The organism is Mycobacteroides franklinii, from assembly GCF_001853795.1.
Taxonomy (GTDB): domain Bacteria; phylum Actinomycetota; class Actinomycetes; order Mycobacteriales; family Mycobacteriaceae; genus Mycobacterium; species Mycobacterium franklinii.
Genome location: NZ_MLIK01000004.1, coordinates 1,035,371 through 1,055,693, shown reverse-complemented (window position 1 = coordinate 1,055,693; position 20,323 = coordinate 1,035,371). Strand labels below are relative to the sequence as shown.

The window sequence follows — 20,323 nt, the reverse complement described above, 5'->3', positions numbered from 1 at the left end:
TCTGATGTCGCCAAGCTACGCGACGCGTCCCCAGTGGCCGGTGTCAGCGACGCGCACGCACACCGACTTCATTGCCTCCATGTAGCGCAGGGCTGACTTTTCGGCGATCGGATTGTCGGGATGCATGATCGCCATCGCCGTGCCCTCGCCGTACCGGAATATGTAGATGGTCAACTGGTAGGAGAACCGGCCGTCCGGGTAGATGCCGATGTTGTTGGCCAGGCCCAGCTCGCCCGCCGCGAGGATCGCGTTGAGTGGTGCGGCACCACCGTGGAAGAAGTTCGACACCGGAAAGTTCGGCTGCGGCCATTTCAACCACGGTGCCAGTTCCAGCACCCGGTAGTACGGCACTCGGGCCATGTCCAGGCTGGAATCGAAAGCGGTCTGCGCCGCGTAGGCGGCGTCGTTGAATGAGGTTGCCGCGATCGGGACGGTGATCGGGATCAGCCCGGTAAACCAGCCTTGTGTCATGAAGTTGTCGCTAGCTGTGCGGGAATCTCTCGGGGTCAGCCCGTAATACGTGAGCGCCCCGGTGAATTCGTGCTCGACCAGACCCAGGCAGGCGAACAACCCGCCGACAAATCGTGCGCCGGCTGCCGAGCAGGCGGAGTCGTAGCGATCCGTCTGCTCCGGGTTCAGCAGGAGCAACGAGGTCATGGTGCTGTTGGTGGACTCCGACGGGTTACCCAGCGGAAGCGGGAACTCGGGGAAGGTTCCGTTGTTGTTCTCGGCAAAGTCGACCCACGCCTGTACGCCCGGCGAGTCCAGGGTCAACGCCGATGTGAATTCCCTTTCGCGAGTACAGAAGTCATCGAAGCTGCCGGCATCGGGAAGCGTGAGGGGCTGGCCGCCCCCGCTCAACGCGGAGTACATCCCGTTGGCTTCCATCATGGTGGTGCCGATCAACGTCGCGTCGCCATGCACGTGATCCATGGCGGCGAAGAACGTGAAGTGGTTCTCGCTCTGGACGATTCCAAAGGTGAAGCACCCCCATTCCAGTGGACTCGGTATATCGATGACATGACTACGTATCTCATCGACAGACATATGCCCTTGCGTTACAGGCGCGAATTCGATCTCACTGGGATCGCTGATGGAGTGCCTGATGAACTCACCATCGTCGGTGCGCTCGAACCAGCTGCGGAAGGTGTCATGCCGGCGCAGATAGGTGTTCAGGGCATGGTCCATGGCGGCGATGTCACAATTCCCAGGAACGTCACAGCTGGCGATGATCTGGCGGGAAAAGTTCTGTCCCGCGGTGTTGCGTTCGTAGTAATTACGGAGATGCTGAGTCTGCATGTAGCTGACTGGCACCGAACTCACAGGAGCCTGCCGGGCTTTCTCGGCGGCTGTCGAGGTGGGGTGCCAGGAGGTGACCGAGCCCGGACTCAACGTCCATTCGTCAAGTGCCCCAACCGTTATCGTGCCAATGCGCAAAACGCCGTCCCTCTCGCTCGGCCGGCCCCGCTCCGGCATCTCTCATCGCTGGCCCAACATACCCTCGGTTTGTCGGCATGGTCGCCGGTCAACCGAACCCCGGAAACCCCATGCGCCACATGGCATACCGGTAATAACTAGAACTGACTGTCCTAGGAACTATGAAATTTGGGAACAACAGTGCGCACGATACTTGTTCGGCTAGAGTCGCGTTCGCACCCGTCGATGTCCCGAGTCACATTCTCGTCCGAAGACGTCGCGCACCATTCTCTCACCCGCCGACGCAAGGAGGCCACAGCATGCAGTCCGCTGAAATCCCGAACGAGTCAACCCCGCGCTTTGCCATTATCGGGTATGCGGCGCGTTTTCCCGGGGCCGAAGACGCAGGCGCGTTCTGGGATGTGTTGCGAGAGGGCCGCGATGCGATATCCGAAGTGCCCGCCGACCGATGGGATGCCGACGAATTCTTCGACCCGGAACCTGGCGCTCCCGGCAAGGTCGTCACTCGGCGCGCCGGGTTCGTCGACGATGTGACGGGATTTGACGCGCCGTTCTTCGGTATGTCGACGCGCGAGGTCAGGCTGATGGATCCGCAGCACCGGCTTTTGCTGGAGACCGCATGGCGCGCGGTAGAGCATTCCGGAATCGCCCCAACGGATTTGGCTGAGACTAATAGCGGTGTATTCGTCGGCCTGGCTACTCACGACTACCTTGGGATGGCGTCCGACGAGCTGACGTATCCCGAGATCGAGGCCTACATGGCCATCGGTACATCGAATGCCGCGGCGGCCGGCCGGATCAGCTACCGGCTGGGGTTGCAGGGTCCGTCGGTTGCCGTCGATACGGCGTGCAGCTCGTCGCTGGTAGCAATTCATCAAGCGTGCCAAGCACTTCAACTCGGCGAGTGCGATCTCGCACTGGCAGGTGGGGCGAATGTCCTGCTGACACCGGCAACAATGATCACCTTCTCGCACGCGCACATGCTCGCGCCCGACGGCAAGTGCAAGACCTTCGACGCGGCAGCCGATGGCTACGTACGCGGCGAGGGTTCCGGCGTCATCGTCATCAAGCGACTTGAGGATGCCGTCCGTGACGGCGATCGGATCCGTGCCGTCATCCGGGGCAGCGCGATCAACCAAGACGGCGCATCGGGCGGATTGACGGTGCCCAACGGCATTGCTCAGCAGCGTGTTATCGCCGATGCGCTCAAGCGTGCGGGTGTCACACCAAGCGAGGTCGGATACCTGGAGGCGCACGGCACGGGGACATCGCTGGGTGACCCGATCGAAGCGCAGGCCGCCGGCGCGGCATACGGTATCGGCCGCGAGGCGAACGATCCGCTGTTGATCGGTTCGGCGAAGACGAACATCGGCCATCTGGAGGCGGCCGCGGGTATCGCGGGTGTCATCAAGGTCATCCTGTCGCTCGAGAACGAGCTACTGCCGCAACACCGCAACTTCGAGAACCCGTCGCCGCACATCCCGTGGGACCGGCTGCCGGTGGAGATCGTCAAGGAGGCCACTCCCTGGGAACGTAACGGGCGGCCACGTATCGCGGGCGTCAGCTCGTTCGGATTCGCCGGCACCAACGCGCACGTCATCCTGGAAGAAGCTCCGGTCGCGACTCCGGAATCTGTCGATGCGCCCGCCGTCACCGGCGGCCGGAAATACAGCATTTTGCCGCTGTCGGCACGTACGCCCGCGGCGTTGGTGCAGATCGCTGATCGATACCGCAACTGGTTGAGCGAGCACCCCGAGGCCACGTTGGCCGATCTGTGCCTCACCGCCGGAGTGGGACGAGCGCACTTGGAGCACCGCGCCGCGTTGGTGGTGAACTCGCGCGAAGCCGCCGTCGAGCTGCTCGGTGCCGTCGCAGACGATCGCCCCGCGCCCGGGTTGGGGCGTGGAGAATCGCATGACACGCCGAAGACGGCCTGGCTGTTCACCGGTCAGGGCAGCCAGTACCCGGGCATGGCCCGAGAGTTGTACGACACCGAGCCCGTATTCGCTGAAACTGTGGATCGGTGCGCCGCTGCCGTGGCCGATGTTCTCGAAAAGCCTTTGCTGGATGTTATTTTCGATACGGATGGTCCCGAGGCCGAAGAGACGTTGCGGCAGACGTCCTACGCCCAGCCCGCCTTGTTCGCCGTGGAGATGGGTCTGGCCCGACTCTGGCAGTCGTGGGGATTCGAGCCCGACGTAGTGCTGGGGCACAGCGTCGGGCAGTATTCGGCGGCCTGTGTTGCGGACGTGTTCAGTCTCGAGGACGGCGCGCGGCTGATCGCCGAACGCGGCCGACTGTTCGGCAGCCTGCCTGCGGGTGGCCGGATGGCCGCGGTGTTCACCGACGCCGTACGCGCCGAGAGCCTGACGGACGAGTTTCCCAGTCTGTCGGTAGCTGCCTACAACGGTGCTAACACCGTATTGTCAGGTCCTGCACAGGATTTGGAGAAGGCGGTAGCGCGCCTGGTGGCCGACGGTATCCGCTGCGATTTCCTGGAGACCAGTCACGCGTTCCACTCGGCACTGCTGGACCCGATCCTGGACGAGTTCGAGTCCTACGCGAGTCAGTTCAATTACAAGACCCCGCAACGGATTCTGATCGACAATCGGACCGGCACCGCGCTCGGCAGAAGCGTGAAACTCGATGGCGCCTACTGGCGTCGCCACGCGCGTCAGCCGGTGGAATTTGCCAAGAGCGTGCGCACGCTGGCCGAGATGAACTGCAAGGTGCTGCTCGAGATCGGCCCGCAGCCGGTGCTCACCGCCGCAGCCCTGCGCGCATGGCCGGACCCGGCCACCGCTCCGCGAGCGATCGCGTCCTTGCGCCGGAACACCGCGGACCACCGGCAGATCACCGAGGCTGCCGCCGACGCGTACGTGTTGGGACATCTGCCCAAATTCGGCGCCTTCCAGCATGGGCGCGCACAAAAGCTCGACCTACCCACCTATCCGTTCGAGCACCGCCAGTACTGGTATCGCGACAATCGGGATAGCCCCAATCAGCAACAGAACACCAGCGGTCCGCGCACCCAAGCCGTCCGACTGCTCGAGGACGGAAAGATCGAGGAACTCGCGAACCTACTCGGCGGAGCCGGTGGCGATCAGCAGACCCTGACTGTGCTGACAAAGCTTGCGGCACAACATAACCAGCAACGGAATACTCAGTCCATCGCGGACGACCGCTACCAATTCCGTTGGGAGAAGTCACCGACACCGCTGTCCGGTTCGGAAGCGTCCGGCAGCGTCACCTGGCTCCTGGTCGGCGATGCGGCGGGCGCGGCTCAGCCGTTGGCCGACCTGCTGAGCGCGCGCGGACAGCAGCACCAGACCCTCGCATTGCCGGTATCGGAAGCCGACGAGGCGCAGCTGGTGGAGGCGCTGCGCGCGGCGGCATCGGGTGCCTCGGAGCAGGGGCAGACGCTACGCATCGTGCACGTCGCGGCCCTGGATGGCGGCAAGGCAAGTTCTTCGACGCAGTCCTTGCTGCGGATCCAGCACCAGATTCTGAACGGAACACGGCGGCTCTTCCGCGCCGCGGCCGCCGCGGAACTGCGCGCGCCCATCTGGGTGGTTACCCAGGGTGCGCAGCGCACCACCGACACGGACACCGTGGCCCCGGAGCAGACTGCGCTGTGGGGATTCGGTCGCGCTGCGGCACTGGAACTTCCGCAGGTATGGGGCGGACTCGCCGACCTGTCCGATGCCAGTGCCGACGAATGGTCGCAGTTCATCAGCCGGGTCTCCGTATCGGGCGACGCGGCCGCCAGGGATGACCAGATCGCACTGCGCGGTCAAGGGGTCTACGTTCCCCGACTGGTTCGGCGGGAGGAAGCGCCAAGCGGCAAGCCGCTGGAAGTGCGCAGCGATGCAACATATTTGGTAACCGGCGGGCTGGGCTCTATCGGGCTTGAGATCGCCGGGTACCTGGCCGGTCGTGGTGCCAAGCATCTGGTGCTGACGAGCCGGCGCGAGCCCAGTGAGTCCACGCAGCAGCGCATCGACGCCCTCGGCGCCCAGCACGGCTGCGATGTCCGGGTCGTCACCGCCGATGTCGCCGACGCGCACGATGTCGCACGTCTGTTGGCGGGTGTGCAGGCCGAGCTGCCGCCATTGGCGGGCATCGTTCACGCTGCGGGCGAGATCGGCACCACCCCGCTGAGCGACCTCGATGGTCCATCTCAGCAAGCCGAACTGGACCGCGTCTTCGCCGGTAAGGTTTGGGGCGCTTGGCATTTGAGTGAAGCCGCGGCTGGCCTGAAGCTTGACTTCTTCATCAACACCTCCTCCATCGCCTCGGTGTGGGGTGGTTACGGTCAGACGGCCTACAGCGCGGCGAATGCCTTCCTCGACGGGCTGGCCTGGCGTCTGCGCGAGCAGGGTATCGCCGGAACCAGCGTCAACTTCGGTCCCTGGTCGGCGGGCATGGCCGACGCGGAATCCCGTGCGCGACTGGAGCAGCGCGGGATTAAGACGTTGTCGCCTGCCGATGCACTGGCCGGTCTGGCCGACATCGTGGCGGCTTCTTCATCGAACGGTGGGGCACAGGGTGTCGTTGCGCGTATCGACTGGGCCCGCTTCCTGCCGCTCTACCAGCAGGCGGGGAGGCGAGCATTCCTGGCCGAATTGGAGCGCGAGGTACCTTCGCATCTCGCTGCGTTGGCCACGGGTACGCAGTCGGGCACGACGCAGTTGGTCGAGCGACTCACGAACGCTCCCGTTCAGCAGCGCAAGAAGCTGCTGACCGACTACTTGCGTGACTCGGTCGCCGAGGTGACTCGCGTGGACGTGTCCGAGATCCGCGAGGACGCGGGATTCTTCGACCTCGGCATGGATTCGCTGATGGCCGTCGAACTGCGGCGTCGCATGGAACAGGGTGTGGGCAAGGAGATTCCGGTCACCCTGGTGATGGATCATCCCCGCATCTCCGATGTTGCCGACTATCTGCTCGGTGACGTGCTCGGCCTCAATGAGCAGGCCAAGTCGGCGCCGCAACGGACGGCAGCGACAACACGTACCGACGAGCCGATCGCGATCGTCGCGGTGTCGTGCCGGTTCCCCGGTGCACCCGATCCGGAGGCCTTCTGGGAGGTGCTGTCCGGCGGCGTCGATGTGATCAGGGAAGTCCCCGAGGACCGCTTCGATATCGACGAGTTCTACGACCCGGATCCGGAGGTCGCCGGTAAGACGTACACGCGTTTCGGCGGATTCCTGGACGGCATCGACGGATTCGATCCGGAGTTCTTCGGCATCTCCCCACGTGAAGCCGTCTGGATCGAGCCGCAGCAGCGACTGATGCTCGAAACCGTATGGGAGGGCCTGGAAAGAGCCGGATACGCGCCGGCCGCATTGCGCGGCAGCCGAACCGGCATCTTCGCCGGGGTGGGCGCCAACGAATACGCTCACCTGCTCTCGTCGGAATCGATCGACAAGATCGAGCCCTACTTCATCACCGGCAACGCACTCAACGCGATCTCCGGGCGCGTTGCCTTCGCGATGGGATTCGAGGGACCGGCGGTCGCGGTCGATACCGCGTGCAGCTCGGCGTTGGTGGCCGTGCATCAGGCCGTCCAGGCCCTGCATTCCGGTGATTGCGATTTGGCGCTGGCCGGCGGTGTGAACGTGCTGCTGAGTCCGGTGACGACCATCGCCGCTTCACGCGCCAGGATGTTGTCGCCCGTCGGGCGCTGCAAGACCTTTGACTCCTCCGCCGACGGCTACGTGCGTAGCGAAGGCTGCGGAATTCTGGTGCTCAAGCGATTGAGTGATGCCGAGCGCGATGGCGACCGGGTCCTCGCGGTGATTCCTGGCAGCGCGGTGAACCAGGACGGTGCCTCCAGTGGGTTGACCGTTCCCAATGGTGGTGCGCAGCAACGGCTCATCGGTACCGTGTTGGCGCGTGCCGGTCTGGTTGGCGGCGATGTCGACTACCTCGAGGCGCATGGAACAGGCACCCCGCTGGGTGATCCGATTGAGGTGCAGGCGGCCGCGGCAGCCTATGGCGGTTCGCGTGATGCGGACCGGCCGCTGCTGATGGGCTCGGTGAAATCCAATATCGGTCACACCGAATCGGCCTCCGGTGCAGCAGGTCTCATCAAGGTGGTGCTGTCACTGCAGAACGGGGTGCTGCCGCAGAGCCTGCACTTCGATAATCCGTCGCCGCACATCCCGTGGGAGTCGCTGCCCGTGCGGGTGGTGGACAAGGCGATTCCGTGGGAAGCGGCCGGCAGGCCGCGGCGCGCCGGGGTGAGTTCCTTCGGATTCACCGGTACCAACGCGCACGTACTTATCGAGGAGGCACCGCAGCCGCAGGCAGCGTTGCTCGAGGGTGACGCCGGCACCACGGACGTGCCGGAATCTCAGGCCGCCCAGGTGGGCGTGCTCCCGCTGTCCGCACGGTCACCGGAGGCACTGCTGGCGGTGGCGCAGCGTTACGAGTCCTGGCTGACGGCCAATCCGGATGTCGACCTCGCCGATGTCTGCCTTACCGCCGGACGCGGTCGGTCGCACTTCGAACATCGCGCCGCGCTGGTCGTGGATTCGGTACAGGCCGCGCGTGAGGGGCTGGCCGAGCTGGTCCAGAACCGTCTGCGCCCGGGTGTCGTTCGTGGTGAGCACACGAACCACCCGACAACCGCATGGCTGTTCACCGGGCAAGGCAGTCAATACCCCGGTATGGCGCGTGAGTTGTTCGACGCAGAACCGGTTTTCGCCGAGACCGTGACGCGGTGCGCGGAAGCAGTCAAGGACATCGTGGACCGTCCGCTGCTCGAGGTCATGTTCGCCACCGATCGCGAGACCGGCGGCGAAGCGGGGAAGGTGTTGCGGCACACGTCGTTCGCGCAGCCCGCGATCTTCGCCGTCGAGATGGGCCTGGCCCGGCTGTGGCAATCATGGGGCATCGAGCCCGATGTGGTGCTGGGGCACAGCGTCGGCCAGTACGCGGCCGCATGCGTGGCCGGAGTGTTCAGCCTCGAGGACGGCGCGCGATTGATGGCCGAGCGCGGCCGGTTGTTCGGCAGTCTGCCCGCGGGTGGTCGCATGGTGGCGGTGTTCAGCGACGCCAAGCACGTCGAGCAGGTCGCCGGCGAGTTCCCGCACGTGTCGGTCGGTGCCTACAACGGACCGAACACCGTGCTCTCGGGCCCGGGCGAGGACCTGGAGCAGGCGGTCGCCCGATTCCAGGAGGAGGGGATCCGCTGCACGTGGCTGGAGACCAGCCACGCCTTCCACTCGGAGTTGTTGGACCCGGTCCTCGACGAATTCGAGTCGTACGCGGGGCAGGTGCAGTTCGCCACCCCGACGCTGCCGCTGGTGTGCAACCGCACAGGTGCGGTGCTGACGGCGCAGACCCCGATCGACGCTCAGTACTGGCGTCGGCATTCGCGCCAGCCGGTGCAGTTCGCCGAAAGCGTGCGCACCGTCGCCGCGCTGGGATGCTCGGTGTTGATGGAGATCGGCCCGCAGCCGGTGCTGACCGGTGCCGCGGTGCAGGTCTGGCCGGAACACCTGGCCGCGCCGCGGGCGATTGTGTCGCTGCGCAAGGGTGTTGACGACCGCCGTCAGATCGCCGAAGCGCTTGGGTCGGCATATGTCGGCGGCCATCGGCCGAATTTCGCCGCGCTGCAACATCGGCCCCGCCGCACGCTGGAATTGCCGACCTATCCGTTCCAGCGCCGCCGCTTCTGGCCGAAGTCGTCCGGTTCCGCCATCGAAGGCGGGGGCGGCTTGTCCGCGGGCATCCTCGGCAGAGGCGAGGACCTCGCGTCCGGCGATTCCGTGTACATCAGCCGGTTGTCGGTCAGGTCGCAGCCGTGGCTGTCCGACCACGTCATCTACGGCACCGTCGTCGTCCCCGGCGCGACGTATGCCGCGATGGCCCTGGCCGCGGTCGGCACTCCGGCACGGGCCAAGGATGTGTTCTTCTACGAGCCGATCATCTTGCCGGAGAAGAGCTCTCGCGAGGTGCAGTTGACACTGCATCCGCTGGAGGATGGCAGCGGGTCCAAATTCCAGGTGCACAGCCGTCCCTACGGTGAACGCGACGTCGACTGGTCGCTGAACGCCGAAGGCACCGTCGTCACCGGGATCGGTGAAGACGCAGAGCCGACGTCTGAGACTGCTGAGCCGGTAGAGCCGGTTGATGCGGCCATCGAGCGCATGGAACGCATGCGTCCGATGGAGCTCTTCGAGATCTTTGCCGATCTGGAATTGGCTTGGGGCCCAACCTGGTCCGGTTCTCTGAAGTCGTTGTGGCTCGGTGAGGGCGAGGCGATCGGCGATGTCCTCGTCGGCGAAGAGCTCGCCGAGCAGCTGGGTTCCGAGCCGATGCACCCGGTCCTGATGGACCTGTGCACCGGTGTCGCCTTCCCGGCATTCCCCGCCCTGCTCGCCGCCGAGCAGGGAGTCAACGATCTGTACCTGCCGCTGCGGTACGGACAGGTGACGTTGAAGGAGAAGATGCCTCGGCGCTTCTACTGCCGGGCACGCTGGCACGAGAGCCCACTGGACAGCGAGACGCAAGTCTTCGATCTGGATTACCTGGATCGCGATGGCCGTCACCTGGGCGGGATTCGCGAGTTCACCGTCAAGCGTGCGCCGCGCGAGGCGCTGCTGCGCGGGCTCGGTGGCGATGCCACGCGTCTGCTGTACACCCTTGGCTGGCATGAGGTTCCGGTTCCGCCTTCGGAGGAGCAAGCCGCAGAGGCAAGCGGCACCTGGCTGATCGCCGGGTTCGACGAGCTTGCCGCCAAGGTGCCGGGCTGCATCCCGTTTGACCGCACGACCGATTCGGAGCTGCTCGGGCAGGTGCTGGAGCAGGCCAAGGGGCGCGGTGTGCCGTTCTCCGGTGTCGTCTGGCGCGCGGCCGGACCGAGTGCGCAGGAGTCGACGGCCGATGCCGCCGCTCGCCTCGAAACGGAGATCGCCAACCTGCTCAGTGCCGTGCACACGGTGCAGAACGGTTCCCAAAACGGTGTGAAGCTCCCGGATGGTCTCTGGATCGTCACCGAGCGGGCCGTGGCCACCGAGTCCGGTGAGCCGGTCGATCCGGTGCAGGCGTCGCTGTGGGGATTCGGGCGCACGACGATCAACGAGGAACCGGCGCTGCGCGCCAGGCTCGTCGATGGTGACGGCTCACCCGAGGCCGTGCAGGCGCTGGTGAATCTGTTGGTCACTCCCGGACACGAGCCGGCAGAGCCGGAAATCGCTGTGCGGCAGGGCAAGCTGCTGGCTTCCCGATTGCTGCCGTGGTCGCGCACCGGGCATCTGACGGTGCCACGCGGTAGCGATTACGTGCTGGCGCCCACCGAACGCGGTGCCATCGACAACCTGCGGATCACCGAAAAGGAGGTCCCGGCGCCGGACGAGGGCTACGTGCAGGTGCGGGTGGAGGCTGCGGGCCTCAACTTCCGCGACGTGCTCAACGTGCTGGGTCTGTACCCGGGTGACCCCGGACCGATCGGTGGTGACTTCGCCGGTATCGTCACGCAATTGGGCGAGGGTGCCACCGGAGTCGAAGTGGGCCAGCGGGTTTACGGCTCGATGCAGGGTGCCTTTGGCAGCCGGTTCAATGTGCCGGCTCAGTTCCTGGCACCGATTCCTGACGGGATCAGTGGGGTCGAGGCCGCCACGATTCCCGCCGCCGCGCTGACGGTGCGGCTGTCATTCGACTGGGCGCAGCTCAAGCCGGGTGACAAGGTGCTGATCCACGCTGCCAGCGGTGGTGTCGGGCTGGCGGCCATCCAGATGGCCCAACAGTTCGGGGCCGAGGTGTTCGCCACGGCCAGTACCTTCAAGCGGGCGACCCTGCGCAAGCTCGGTGTCAAGTACGTCTATGACTCGCGCACAACCGATTTCGCCGATCAGATCCTGGCGGACACCGACGGTGCCGGTGTGGACGTGGTGCTCAACAGCCTGACCAGTGAGGGCTTCATCGAGGCAACGCTGCGAGCCACCGGCAAGAACGGCCGTTTCGCCGAGATCGCCAAGCGCGATATCTGGACTGCGGAGCAGATGGCGCAGGCTCGACCCGATATCGACTACGAGATCGTCGCGTTGGACACGGTGATGTTCCAAGAGCCCGACCGCATCCGCACCTTGCTCACCGAGGTGTCGGAGGGGCTGGCCAAGGGGGAGTGGACACCACTGCCCGCCGAGATCTACCCGCTAACGGAGGCCAGAGCGGCGTTCCGGCGCATGCAGCAGGCCCGGCATATCGGCAAGATCGTCTGCCAGATGCCGAATCCGCTTGCACCGCGGCCGGATCGGACCTACCTGATCACCGGTGGTCTCGGTGCGATCGGTCTGCACACGGCGGGCTATCTGGCTCAGCTCGGTGCCGGTGACATCGTGTTGACCAGCAGGCGCGCGCCAGATACCGACGCGCAGCGGGTGATCGAGGAGATCACCGAGCGTTCCAAGACCCGCATCCACGTCTTCACCGCCGATGTCGGTGAGGAGTCCGAGGTTGCCGCGCTCCTGGAGCGGATCCGCGCCGAGCTGCCACCGCTGGCCGGTGTCGCGCATTTGGCCGGTGTACTCGATGATGCGCTGCTCGGTCAGCAGAGTGTGGAGCGGTTCCGGACGACGTTGGCGCCCAAGGCCTTCGGTGCCGAGTATCTGGACCGGTTGACCAAGGACGACGAGCTGGACTTCTTTATCGTCTCCTCCTCGGTGTCCAGCCTGTTCGGTTCACCCGGCCAGTCCAACTACGCGACCGCCAATGCGCTGCTCGACGGCCTCATCGCGCAGCGACGGGCGCAAGGTCTGCCGGCCACGGGTATCAACTTCGGTCCCTGGGGTCAGGGCGGCATGGCCTCCTCGGAGGCGGCGACCGCGAACATCAGCGCGCAGGGTCTGATTCCGCTGGATCCGTCGGCGGCGCTCGCGGCACTTGCCGAGGTGATCGCCAACGGAACCGGTCAGGCCACCATTCTCAAGGCGAACTGGCAGCGGGCCGCCAAGGTGCTTGGCAGTTCTCGTCCGCCGATCCTGGACTTGGTGTTGCCGAGTGCCGTCGGAGAGGTGACCGGCGACAGCGAGCTGCTCAAGCAGCTGATGGAGATCCCGGTGCCGCAGCGGGCGGGTTTCGTGACCGAGTTCCTTCAGCGTGAGGTGCAGAACTTCCTGCGCCTGGCGCAGCCGCCGGCCGCGACGAGTCGGTTCCTGGATCTGGGCACGGACTCGCTGATGGCGATCGAACTGCGCAACCGTCTGCACAGCCAGTTCGGCGGCAAGTTCACCATCAACGCGACGGCGGTGTTCGACTACCCGACCATCGGAGGGCTCGCCGAGTACCTCGTGGGTCAGCTGCCCGACGCGGAATCCGAGGCGGCGCCGCAGGAGGCACAACCCGCTGCGGAGTCCGCCGAGGCTGAGTCGGCCGAGGTTGCGCCGGATGCGACACCCGCGTCATCTGACGCAGTATCCGAGGCGAAGGCGTGAACCGGCGGTGCCCCGGGTAAGTTAGCTACCCGGGGCACCGCGGGTGCCTGACAAGCCGGTAACGAGTGGAGCGGGTGCGGTCTGAGACGTTTTTTCGCAGACATCACACCTCTCCGGAATGCTGATTTCCGGCGTCTCTGGCTGGCCGGAGTGGTCACGGTCATCGGTGCGGGGCTGACCCTTTTCGCGGTGCCCGTGCAGATCTACGCGCTCACCCAGAGCTCGGCATACGTCGGACTGACGGGTGTTTTCGGACTGGTGCCGTTGGTGATCTTCGGCCTGTGGGGCGGCGCGCTTGCCGACCGGATGGATCGGCGGACCCTGCTGATCATCACCGCGACCGGGCTGGGTGTCTCCTCGGTGCTGCTGTGGCTGCAGGCCGCGTTGTCGGTCAACAACGTGTGGGTGGTGTTGTGCCTGCTGTCGGTGCAGCAGGGGTTTTTCGCGGTCAATTCGCCGACCCGTGCCGCGGCGATTCCGCGCATGCTTCCGCTCGATCAGCTGCCGGCGGCGAATGCGCTCAATATGACGGTGCAGCAGTTCGGCTTCATCGCCGGGCCGCTGCTGGCGGGGGTGCTGCTCAAGTGGGTGGACCTGTCGACGCTGTACCTGATCGACGCGATCGCCTGCGTGGCGCCGATCTGGGCGACGATACGGCTGCACAAGATGCCGCCGACGGGTGTGTCAAAGGATCTGCGCGCCAACGCCTCCGGCCTTCAGGACGTGCTGGAGGGCTTCCGGTATCTGGCCGGGCACAAAATCGTGCTGATGTCGTTTGTGGTGGATCTGATCGCCATGATCTTCGGGATGCCACGCATCCTGTTCCCGCAGATCGCGCACGAGGGGTTCGGCGATCCCCCCGACGGGGGCACTGTGATCGCGTTGTTGTCGGCGGCGATATCGGTGGGTGCGGTGATCGGCGGGGTGTTCTCCGGCTGGTTCCAGCGGATCGATCGTCAGGGCTTCGCGGTGGTGGTCAGCATCGTGGTGTGGGGGTTGGCGATGGTGGGTTTCGGTCTCACCGCGCACGCGCCGCTGCTGTGGCTGTCGTTGCTTTTCCTGGTGATCGGTGGCATCGCGGACATGGTCTCGGCCGCCTTCCGCACGACGATCCTGCAATCGGTAGCGACCGACGATGTGCGCGGCAGGCTTCAGGGTGTGTTCACGGTGGTGGTGGCCGGGGGACCTCGGGTGGCGGACTTCGCGCACGGTGCGGCCGCAGCTGCCGTAGGGACGACCGTGGCCGCCGCCGGTGGTGGCGCCCTGGTGGTGGTCGGGGTGATGATCGCGGCGCTGCTGGTGCCGGTGTTCGTGCGGTTCCGGACTTCCTCTGAAGCGCAGCTCGACCCGCAATAGATTCATCCCATGGATACCCCGACGGTCGAGGACCTCCGACGGTTTCCGCGGGAACAGCAGCTTGCTGTCGGTCGCGGACTGCGTGAGCGCATGCCACGTCGCACCCTCGCGGAACTTCCGGACGGGCCGCAGCGAGATCCGATCGCGGTGCTCGCCGCACAGAACCGATCCAGGATCGCCTCCCTGGTGCCGGTACGGCGGCAACGCATGTCCGAGTCGCCGTTCGCGTTCTATCGCGGGGCTGCCGCGGTGATGGCGGCCGATTTGGCGCACATGGCGACCACCGGCGTCCACATCCAGATCTGCGGTGACGCGCACATATCCAACTTCGGGCTCTTCGCCGCACGTGACCGTTTGCTGTTGTTCGACGTGAACGACTTCGACGAGACGGCTGTCGGTCCGTGGGAGTGGGATGTCAAACGTCTGGTGACCAGTGTGGCGATCCTCGGCGATGACCTCGGAATGTCGAAGGACGTGGTGCGTTCGGCGGCCCTCAAGACCGCGACGGCGTACCGCAACCGCATGAATGAGCTGGCGCAGATGTCGACCCTTGAGCGCTTCTATCTCAAGACGACAGCCGACGAGGTGATGGAGCTGGCCGCGCGACTGTCCAAGAGTGCGTCGCGGCTGGCCGCCGAGACGGTGTCGAAGGCCACCAAGAACACATCGCGACGGGCGCTGAAGAAGCTGACCTTCACCACCGTCGACGGCCACTACCGGATCGTCGAGCAGGAGGACATCGCGGTGCACGTGCCGGAGGTGGGCCTGTCGGAGGCCGCCGCCATGGTCGGCGATTACTTCGGCTCGGTCCCCGAGGACGTGGTGTCGGTGCTGGCCTGCCATCAGTTCGAGGACGCCGTGGTGCGGGTGGTCGGCGTGGGAAGTGTGGGCACCCGTTGCTATCTGGCGTTACTCACCGATGCCGACGGCGGTCCGCTGTTTCTGCAGCTCAAGGAGGCGTCTGCCTCGGTGGTCGAGGCCTACTTCCCGCAGGAGCTGAAGCTGGAGCCCGGGCGCCGGGTGGTGGCCGGTCAGCGCATCATGCAGGCCAGCGGTGATCCCTTTCTCGGCTACGTGTCCTCGCAGACGCGCGGCAGTTTCTACGTCCGACAGTTCCGTGACATGAAGGGCTCGGTGGATATCGGCAGCCTGACCGACCCTGACGACCTTCTGCTCTACGGGTCGTTGTGTGCGATCGCGCTGGCGCGTGCTCACGCCCAATCGGGTGTGCCGGGAGTGGTGGCCGGGTACCTCGGCGCGGGATCGGATCCCAATGCCGCGGATACGGCGTTCGCCGATTTCGCCGAGGCCTACGCGCGGCGCAACCGCGTCGATCACGAGCGACTGCTCGCGGCCACCGATGAGGAGTGGCTGCCGAAACCCTGATGTCCTAATTTGTGGGATACCCGACCTGGACGCCATTGCCCAGCGGGCGAACACTGAGAGATGTGACGCGCTCGGTGGTGATCCTGGGATTTCCGGGAGTCCAGGCCCTCGATCTGGTGGGGCCCTACGAGGTGTTCGCGCACGCGTCGGACTTCGTGACCGGGAAACCCGGTTACGAGATATCCCTGGTGTCGGCCGGGGGCGCACCGGTCCGTACCGGCTCGGGGCTCGGATTGATCACCGGTCCACTGCCGGACGCCTCTGCGGGATGCGACACCTTGCTGCTACCCGGCGGCGGCGGAGTCCCGGCCGCGCAGCGAGACGCTGCTCTCGTGGCGTGGATTCGCGCCACCGCACGGTCCGCGCGACGGGTGGTGAGCGTATGCAACGGCGCGTTCCTGGCCGCCGAGGCCGGCTTGCTCGATGGATGCCGGGCGACCACACATTGGGCGATGGCCGAGACGCTCGCGGCCGAGTTCCCAAGCATCACTGTGGATCCCGACCCGATTTTCCTGCGCAGCTCGGAGAAGGTGTGGACGGCGGCGGGTGTCACCGCGGGTATCGACCTGGCGCTGGCATTGGTTGAGGACGACTACGGCGCGGATGTGGCGCAGGCCGTGGCACGCGTGCTTGTCCTGTATCTGCGCCGCCCCGGTGGACAGTCGCAATTCGCGGCACCGGTGTGGATGCCGCGGGCCAAACGGATGCCGATCCGGGACGTGCAGGAGGCCATCGAGGCGGCGCCCGGTGGGTCGCACCGAGTGCCCGAGCTGGCCCGGCTTGCCGCGATGAGCCCGCGGCATTTCACCCGGGTTTTCACCGCGGAGGTTGGCGAGGCGCCATCGGCCTATGTGGAGCGCATCCGGTCCGAGGCCGCGCGCCGCCAGCTCGAGGAGACCGACGACACCATGGTGGTGATCGCTGACCGCTGCGGATTTGGATCGGCGGAATCCTTGCGCCGCAACTTCGTTCGACGCATGGGCGTATCGCCCGACCAGTACCGCAAGACCTTCCAACGGACCGAAAGGGTTTCCCTATGACTTCACACAAGACTTCCCGCGTGACACAGATCGCAATCGTGCTGTACCCGGATTTCACCGCGCTGGATTTCATCGGCCCGTATGAGGTCTTGCGTTTCATGCCCGGTGCCGAGGTCCGGTTCGTGTGGCACAAACCGGGGCCTGTCACCGCCGATTCGGGCGTGCTCGTCATCGGTGCCACGCATTCGTTCGACGAGACGCCCGCACCCGACGTGGTCCTGGTGCCTGGAGGGCCGGGAACGACGATGGCCGCGCGCGATGAAGAACTGCTGGAGTGGTTGCGCCGGGTGCATCCCACGGCAACCTGGACCACCTCGGTGTGCAGCGGTTCGCTGGTGCTGGCGGCGGCCGGTCTGCTCGAAGGGCAACGGGCCACCTCGCACTGGTCGACATTGCCAGCGCTCAAGGCGTTCGGGGCCACTCCGGTCGGTGACGAGCGCATCGTGCGCACCGGTCATGCGGGCGTGGTCACGGCGGCCGGGGTGTCCGCGGGTATCGATCTGGGCCTGTGGCTGGCCGGGCAGATCGCGGGGGAGGAAGAGGCCAAGGCAATTCAGCTGAGTATCGAGTACGACCCGCAGCCGCCATTCGACTCGGGACACATGTCCAAAGCGAGCGCAGTGACCAAGGCCAGGGCGACAGCTTCCCTGGCCAAAGACACCTTCCGGCCGACGGTGATGGCCTCCGCAGCGCTGCTGGCCTGGGACCGTGCGCTCGACGCCGTGCGCACCAGGGGTGAGGGCCGGCGGCTGTTTGGTCTGCGATCTCGACCCTGACCAGGCGCCGCATAGAGGGAGCGACTACCTTCTCTATGAACGTTCTCATGGAGCCGCTGAACCTCAGAAGGGATGCCTGTGGCCGACAACAACGATTTCGCTACTCTCCAGTACCCCGGAGGCGAAACCAAGCTGGACATCGTCCGCGCGACAGAAGGCTCTGATGGCTTCGCGCTGGGCAAGCTGCTGGCTGATACCGGTTACACCACCTTCGATGCGGGCTTCGTCAATACCGCCTCGACGAAGAGCGCCATCACCTACATCGACGGCGACGCCGGCATCCTGCGCTATCGCGGTTATCCGATCGAGCAGCTGGCCGACAAGTCCACCTTCATCGAGGTGAGCTACCTGCTCATCTACGGCGAGCTGCCCACACCGCAGCAGCTGGAGGACTTCACCACCAAGATCCAGCGCCACACGTTGCTGCACGAGGACCTGAAGCGATTCTTCGATGGTTTCCCGCGCAACGCGCACCCCATGCCGGTGCTGTCCAGTGCCGCCAACGCGCTCAGCGCCTACTACCAGGACTCGCTGGATCCGCATGACGACGCACAGGTGGAGCTGTCCACGATCCGCTTGCTGGCGAAGCTGCCGACGATTGCGGCCTACGCCTACAAGAAGTCGGTGGGGCAGCCGTTCCTGTACCCGGACAACACGCTGACGCTTGTCGAGAACTTCCTGCGGATGACCTTCGGTCTGCCCGCCGAGCCGTACGAGGTGGACCCGGAGATCGTGCGGGCCCTCGACATGCTGCTGATCCTGCACGCCGATCACGAGCAGAACTGCTCCACCTCGACGGTGCGGTTGGTCGGTTCCTCCGACGCAAACCTGTTCACCTCCGTTTCCGGCGGCATCAACGCACTGTGGGGCCCGCTGCACGGCGGCGCCAACCAGGCGGTGCTGGAGATGCTGGAGCGCATCCGCTCCGAGGGCGGCGACACCCATGACTTCGTTCGGCGGGTCAAGAACCGTGAAGACGGTGTCAAGCTCATGGGCTTCGGGCACCGCGTCTACAAGAACTACGACCCGCGCGCCCGGATCTGTAAGGAACAGGCCGACAAGATCCTCGGCAAGCTCGGCGGCGACGACCAGCTGCTCGAGATCGCCAAGGCGCTCGAGGAAGCCGCGCTCACCGACGATTACTTCGTCGAGCGCAAGCTGTACCCGAACGTCGACTTCTACACCGGTCTGATCTACCGGGCCATCGGCTTCCCGACACGCATGTTCACCGTGCTGTTCGCGTTGGGCCGCCTGCCCGGCTGGATCGCGCACTGGCGTGAAATGCATTCGGAGCCCGGCAAGATCGGCCGCCCGCGGCAGATCTACACCGGCTACGGCGAGCGTCAGTACCCCTGATCCGCTGATCGTTGCCGGCCGCATGTCGGCTGACATCTGACAGTGTGATGTAAATCAGTTTGCATCGCTAACAGTTGTAGTTTCACAATGATTGTGTGGAAGCGACTGTCGGTGCATTGAGCGAGCGCCGCAAGATCGTGATCTTGGGGTCTTGCTGCCTGAGTCTGCTCATCGTGTCGATGGACTCCACCATCGTGAACGTGGCGCTGCCGACCATTCGGTCCGATTTCGGTGCCACCACTTCGCAGCTGCAATGGGTCATCGACATTTACACCCTGGGCCTGGCCTCGCTGCTGATGCTCTCGGGCGCCGCGGGGGATCGGCTCGGGCGCCGGAAGGTCTTCCACATCGGTCTTTCGATCTTCGCGATCGGCTCGCTGCTCTGCAGCCTGGCCCCCACTGTCGGGTTGCTCATCGCCGCGCGCCTGCTGCAGGCGGTGGGCGGCTCGATGCTAAACCCGGTTGCGCTATCGATTATTTCGCAGGTGTTTACCGGCCGCGTGGAACGCGCCAGGGCACTCGGTTTTTGGGGTGCCGTCGTCGGGATATCGATGGCGTTGGGCCCGATAGTCGGTGGGCTGCTGATCGAATGGGTGGGCTGGCGCGCCGTCTTCTGGATCAATCTGCCGGTGTGTGTGCTCGCCTTCACGCTGACGGCGATCTTTGTGCCGGAGAGCAAGTCGGCCACCATGCGTGACATCGACCCGGTGGGACAGGCGCTGGCGGTGCTCTTCCTGTTCGGCATCGTGTTCGCCCTCATCGAAGGACCGTCGCTGGGATGGGCGACGCCTCGCCTGCTCGCCGTCTTGGTGGTCGCACTGTCGGCGTTCGCGGTGTTCCTCAGATACGAGTCCCGGCGGCGGCACCCCTTCATCGACCTGCGTTTCTTCCGGAGCATCCCGTTCGCTTCGGCCACTCTCACGGCGATATGCGCGTGCATGGCGTGGAGTGCTTTCCTGTTCACGATGTCGCTGTACCTGCAGGGGCAGCGACACTTCTCCGCGATGCACACGGGATTGATCTACCTCCCGATCGCCGTTGGGGCACTGGTGTTCTCACCCATCTCCGGCCGCCTGGTGGGCCGGTTCGGCGCGCGGCCCTCACTGTTGGTGGCGGGCACCTTGTTCTTCACCGCGTCGATGCTCCTGACCCGAGTCTCGGTGACCACGCCCATCTGGCAGCTCCTGTTGACGTTCGGTATTTTCGGCGCCGGGTTCGCCATGGTGAATGCGCCGATCACCAATGCCGCCGTCAGCGGCATGCCGCTGGACCGTGCGGGCGCGGCCTCCGCGGTCACGTCCACGAGCCGCCAGATCGGGGTGAGTATCGGTGTGGCGCTCTGCGGTTCGATCGGGGCGCCCGCGCTTTGGTTCATGTGCGCCGGGCTGGGTCTGCTCATCGCTACCCTGGGTATGGTGTCCACTTCGCCCGCCGCGGTACGGTCCGCCCAACGCCTCGCGCCGCTCATCGAGGGCACCGCAACGCGGGAGGTTTCTCGTGTCGGATAGACCGCTCGCGGACGAGGTGT

The 20,323-nt window shown here is 65.5% G+C and carries 8 protein-coding genes; 7 read left to right on the top strand and 1 reads right to left on the bottom strand.

Annotated elements, in window-relative coordinates:
* Positions 1 to 15: 15 nt before the first annotated feature.
* On the bottom strand, positions 16 to 1,437 hold the full coding sequence (locus BKG76_RS05620; RefSeq protein WP_083337947.1) for a condensation domain-containing protein: 1,422 nt from the start codon (positions 1,435 to 1,437) through the stop codon (positions 16 to 18).
* Positions 1,438 to 1,736: 299 nt separating this feature from the next.
* Between BKG76_RS05620 and BKG76_RS05615 the strand changes: the two genes are divergently transcribed.
* The 7 genes from BKG76_RS05615 to BKG76_RS05585 all read left to right on the top strand — a co-directional run bounded on the left by BKG76_RS05615 (position 1,737) and on the right by BKG76_RS05585 (position 20,303).
* Positions 1,737 to 12,881: a type I polyketide synthase gene (locus BKG76_RS05615; RefSeq protein ID WP_070936572.1), complete on the top strand. Its 11,145-nt coding sequence runs from the start codon at positions 1,737 to 1,739 to the stop codon at positions 12,879 to 12,881.
* Between the two features lie 102 nt (positions 12,882 to 12,983).
* A complete protein-coding gene (locus BKG76_RS05610) occupies positions 12,984 to 14,237 on the top strand; it encodes an MFS transporter (RefSeq protein ID WP_109420582.1) in 1,254 nt (417 codons plus the stop codon).
* 9 nt (positions 14,238 to 14,246) lie between these two features.
* Positions 14,247 to 15,623, top strand: coding sequence for a DUF2252 domain-containing protein (locus tag BKG76_RS05605; protein ID WP_070936570.1), 1,377 nt, complete (start codon positions 14,247 to 14,249; stop codon positions 15,621 to 15,623).
* 62 nt (positions 15,624 to 15,685) lie between these two features.
* Positions 15,686 to 16,663, top strand: coding sequence for a GlxA family transcriptional regulator (locus BKG76_RS05600; RefSeq protein WP_070936569.1), 978 nt, complete (start codon positions 15,686 to 15,688; stop codon positions 16,661 to 16,663).
* Complete coding sequence (locus tag BKG76_RS05595; RefSeq protein ID WP_070936568.1) at positions 16,660 to 17,439, top strand: DJ-1/PfpI family protein; 780 nt, start codon at positions 16,660 to 16,662, stop codon at positions 17,437 to 17,439. Before BKG76_RS05600 ends, BKG76_RS05595 begins: the two co-directional genes overlap by 4 nt.
* Before the next feature lie 78 nt (positions 17,440 to 17,517).
* Positions 17,518 to 18,795: a citrate synthase gene (locus tag BKG76_RS05590; protein ID WP_070936900.1), complete on the top strand. Its 1,278-nt coding sequence runs from the start codon at positions 17,518 to 17,520 to the stop codon at positions 18,793 to 18,795.
* Between the two features lie 95 nt (positions 18,796 to 18,890).
* The gene (locus BKG76_RS05585) at positions 18,891 to 20,303 is read left to right on the top strand and encodes a DHA2 family efflux MFS transporter permease subunit (protein ID WP_070936567.1); all 1,413 of its coding nucleotides are present in this window, start codon (positions 18,891 to 18,893) and stop codon (positions 20,301 to 20,303) included.
* The last annotated feature ends 20 nt before the right edge of the window (positions 20,304 to 20,323 follow it).

Bases quoted from the DNA above. Each gene is read 5' to 3' on its own strand.
- BKG76_RS05605 (WP_070936570.1), top strand. From the start codon at position 14,247: ATGGATACCCCGACGGTCGAGGACCTCCGACGGTTTCCGCGGGAACAG.
- BKG76_RS05595 (WP_070936568.1), top strand. From the start codon at position 16,660: ATGACTTCACACAAGACTTCCCGCGTGACACAGATCGCAATCGTGCTG.
- BKG76_RS05615 (WP_070936572.1), top strand. From the start codon at position 1,737: ATGCAGTCCGCTGAAATCCCGAACGAGTCAACCCCGCGCTTTGCCATT.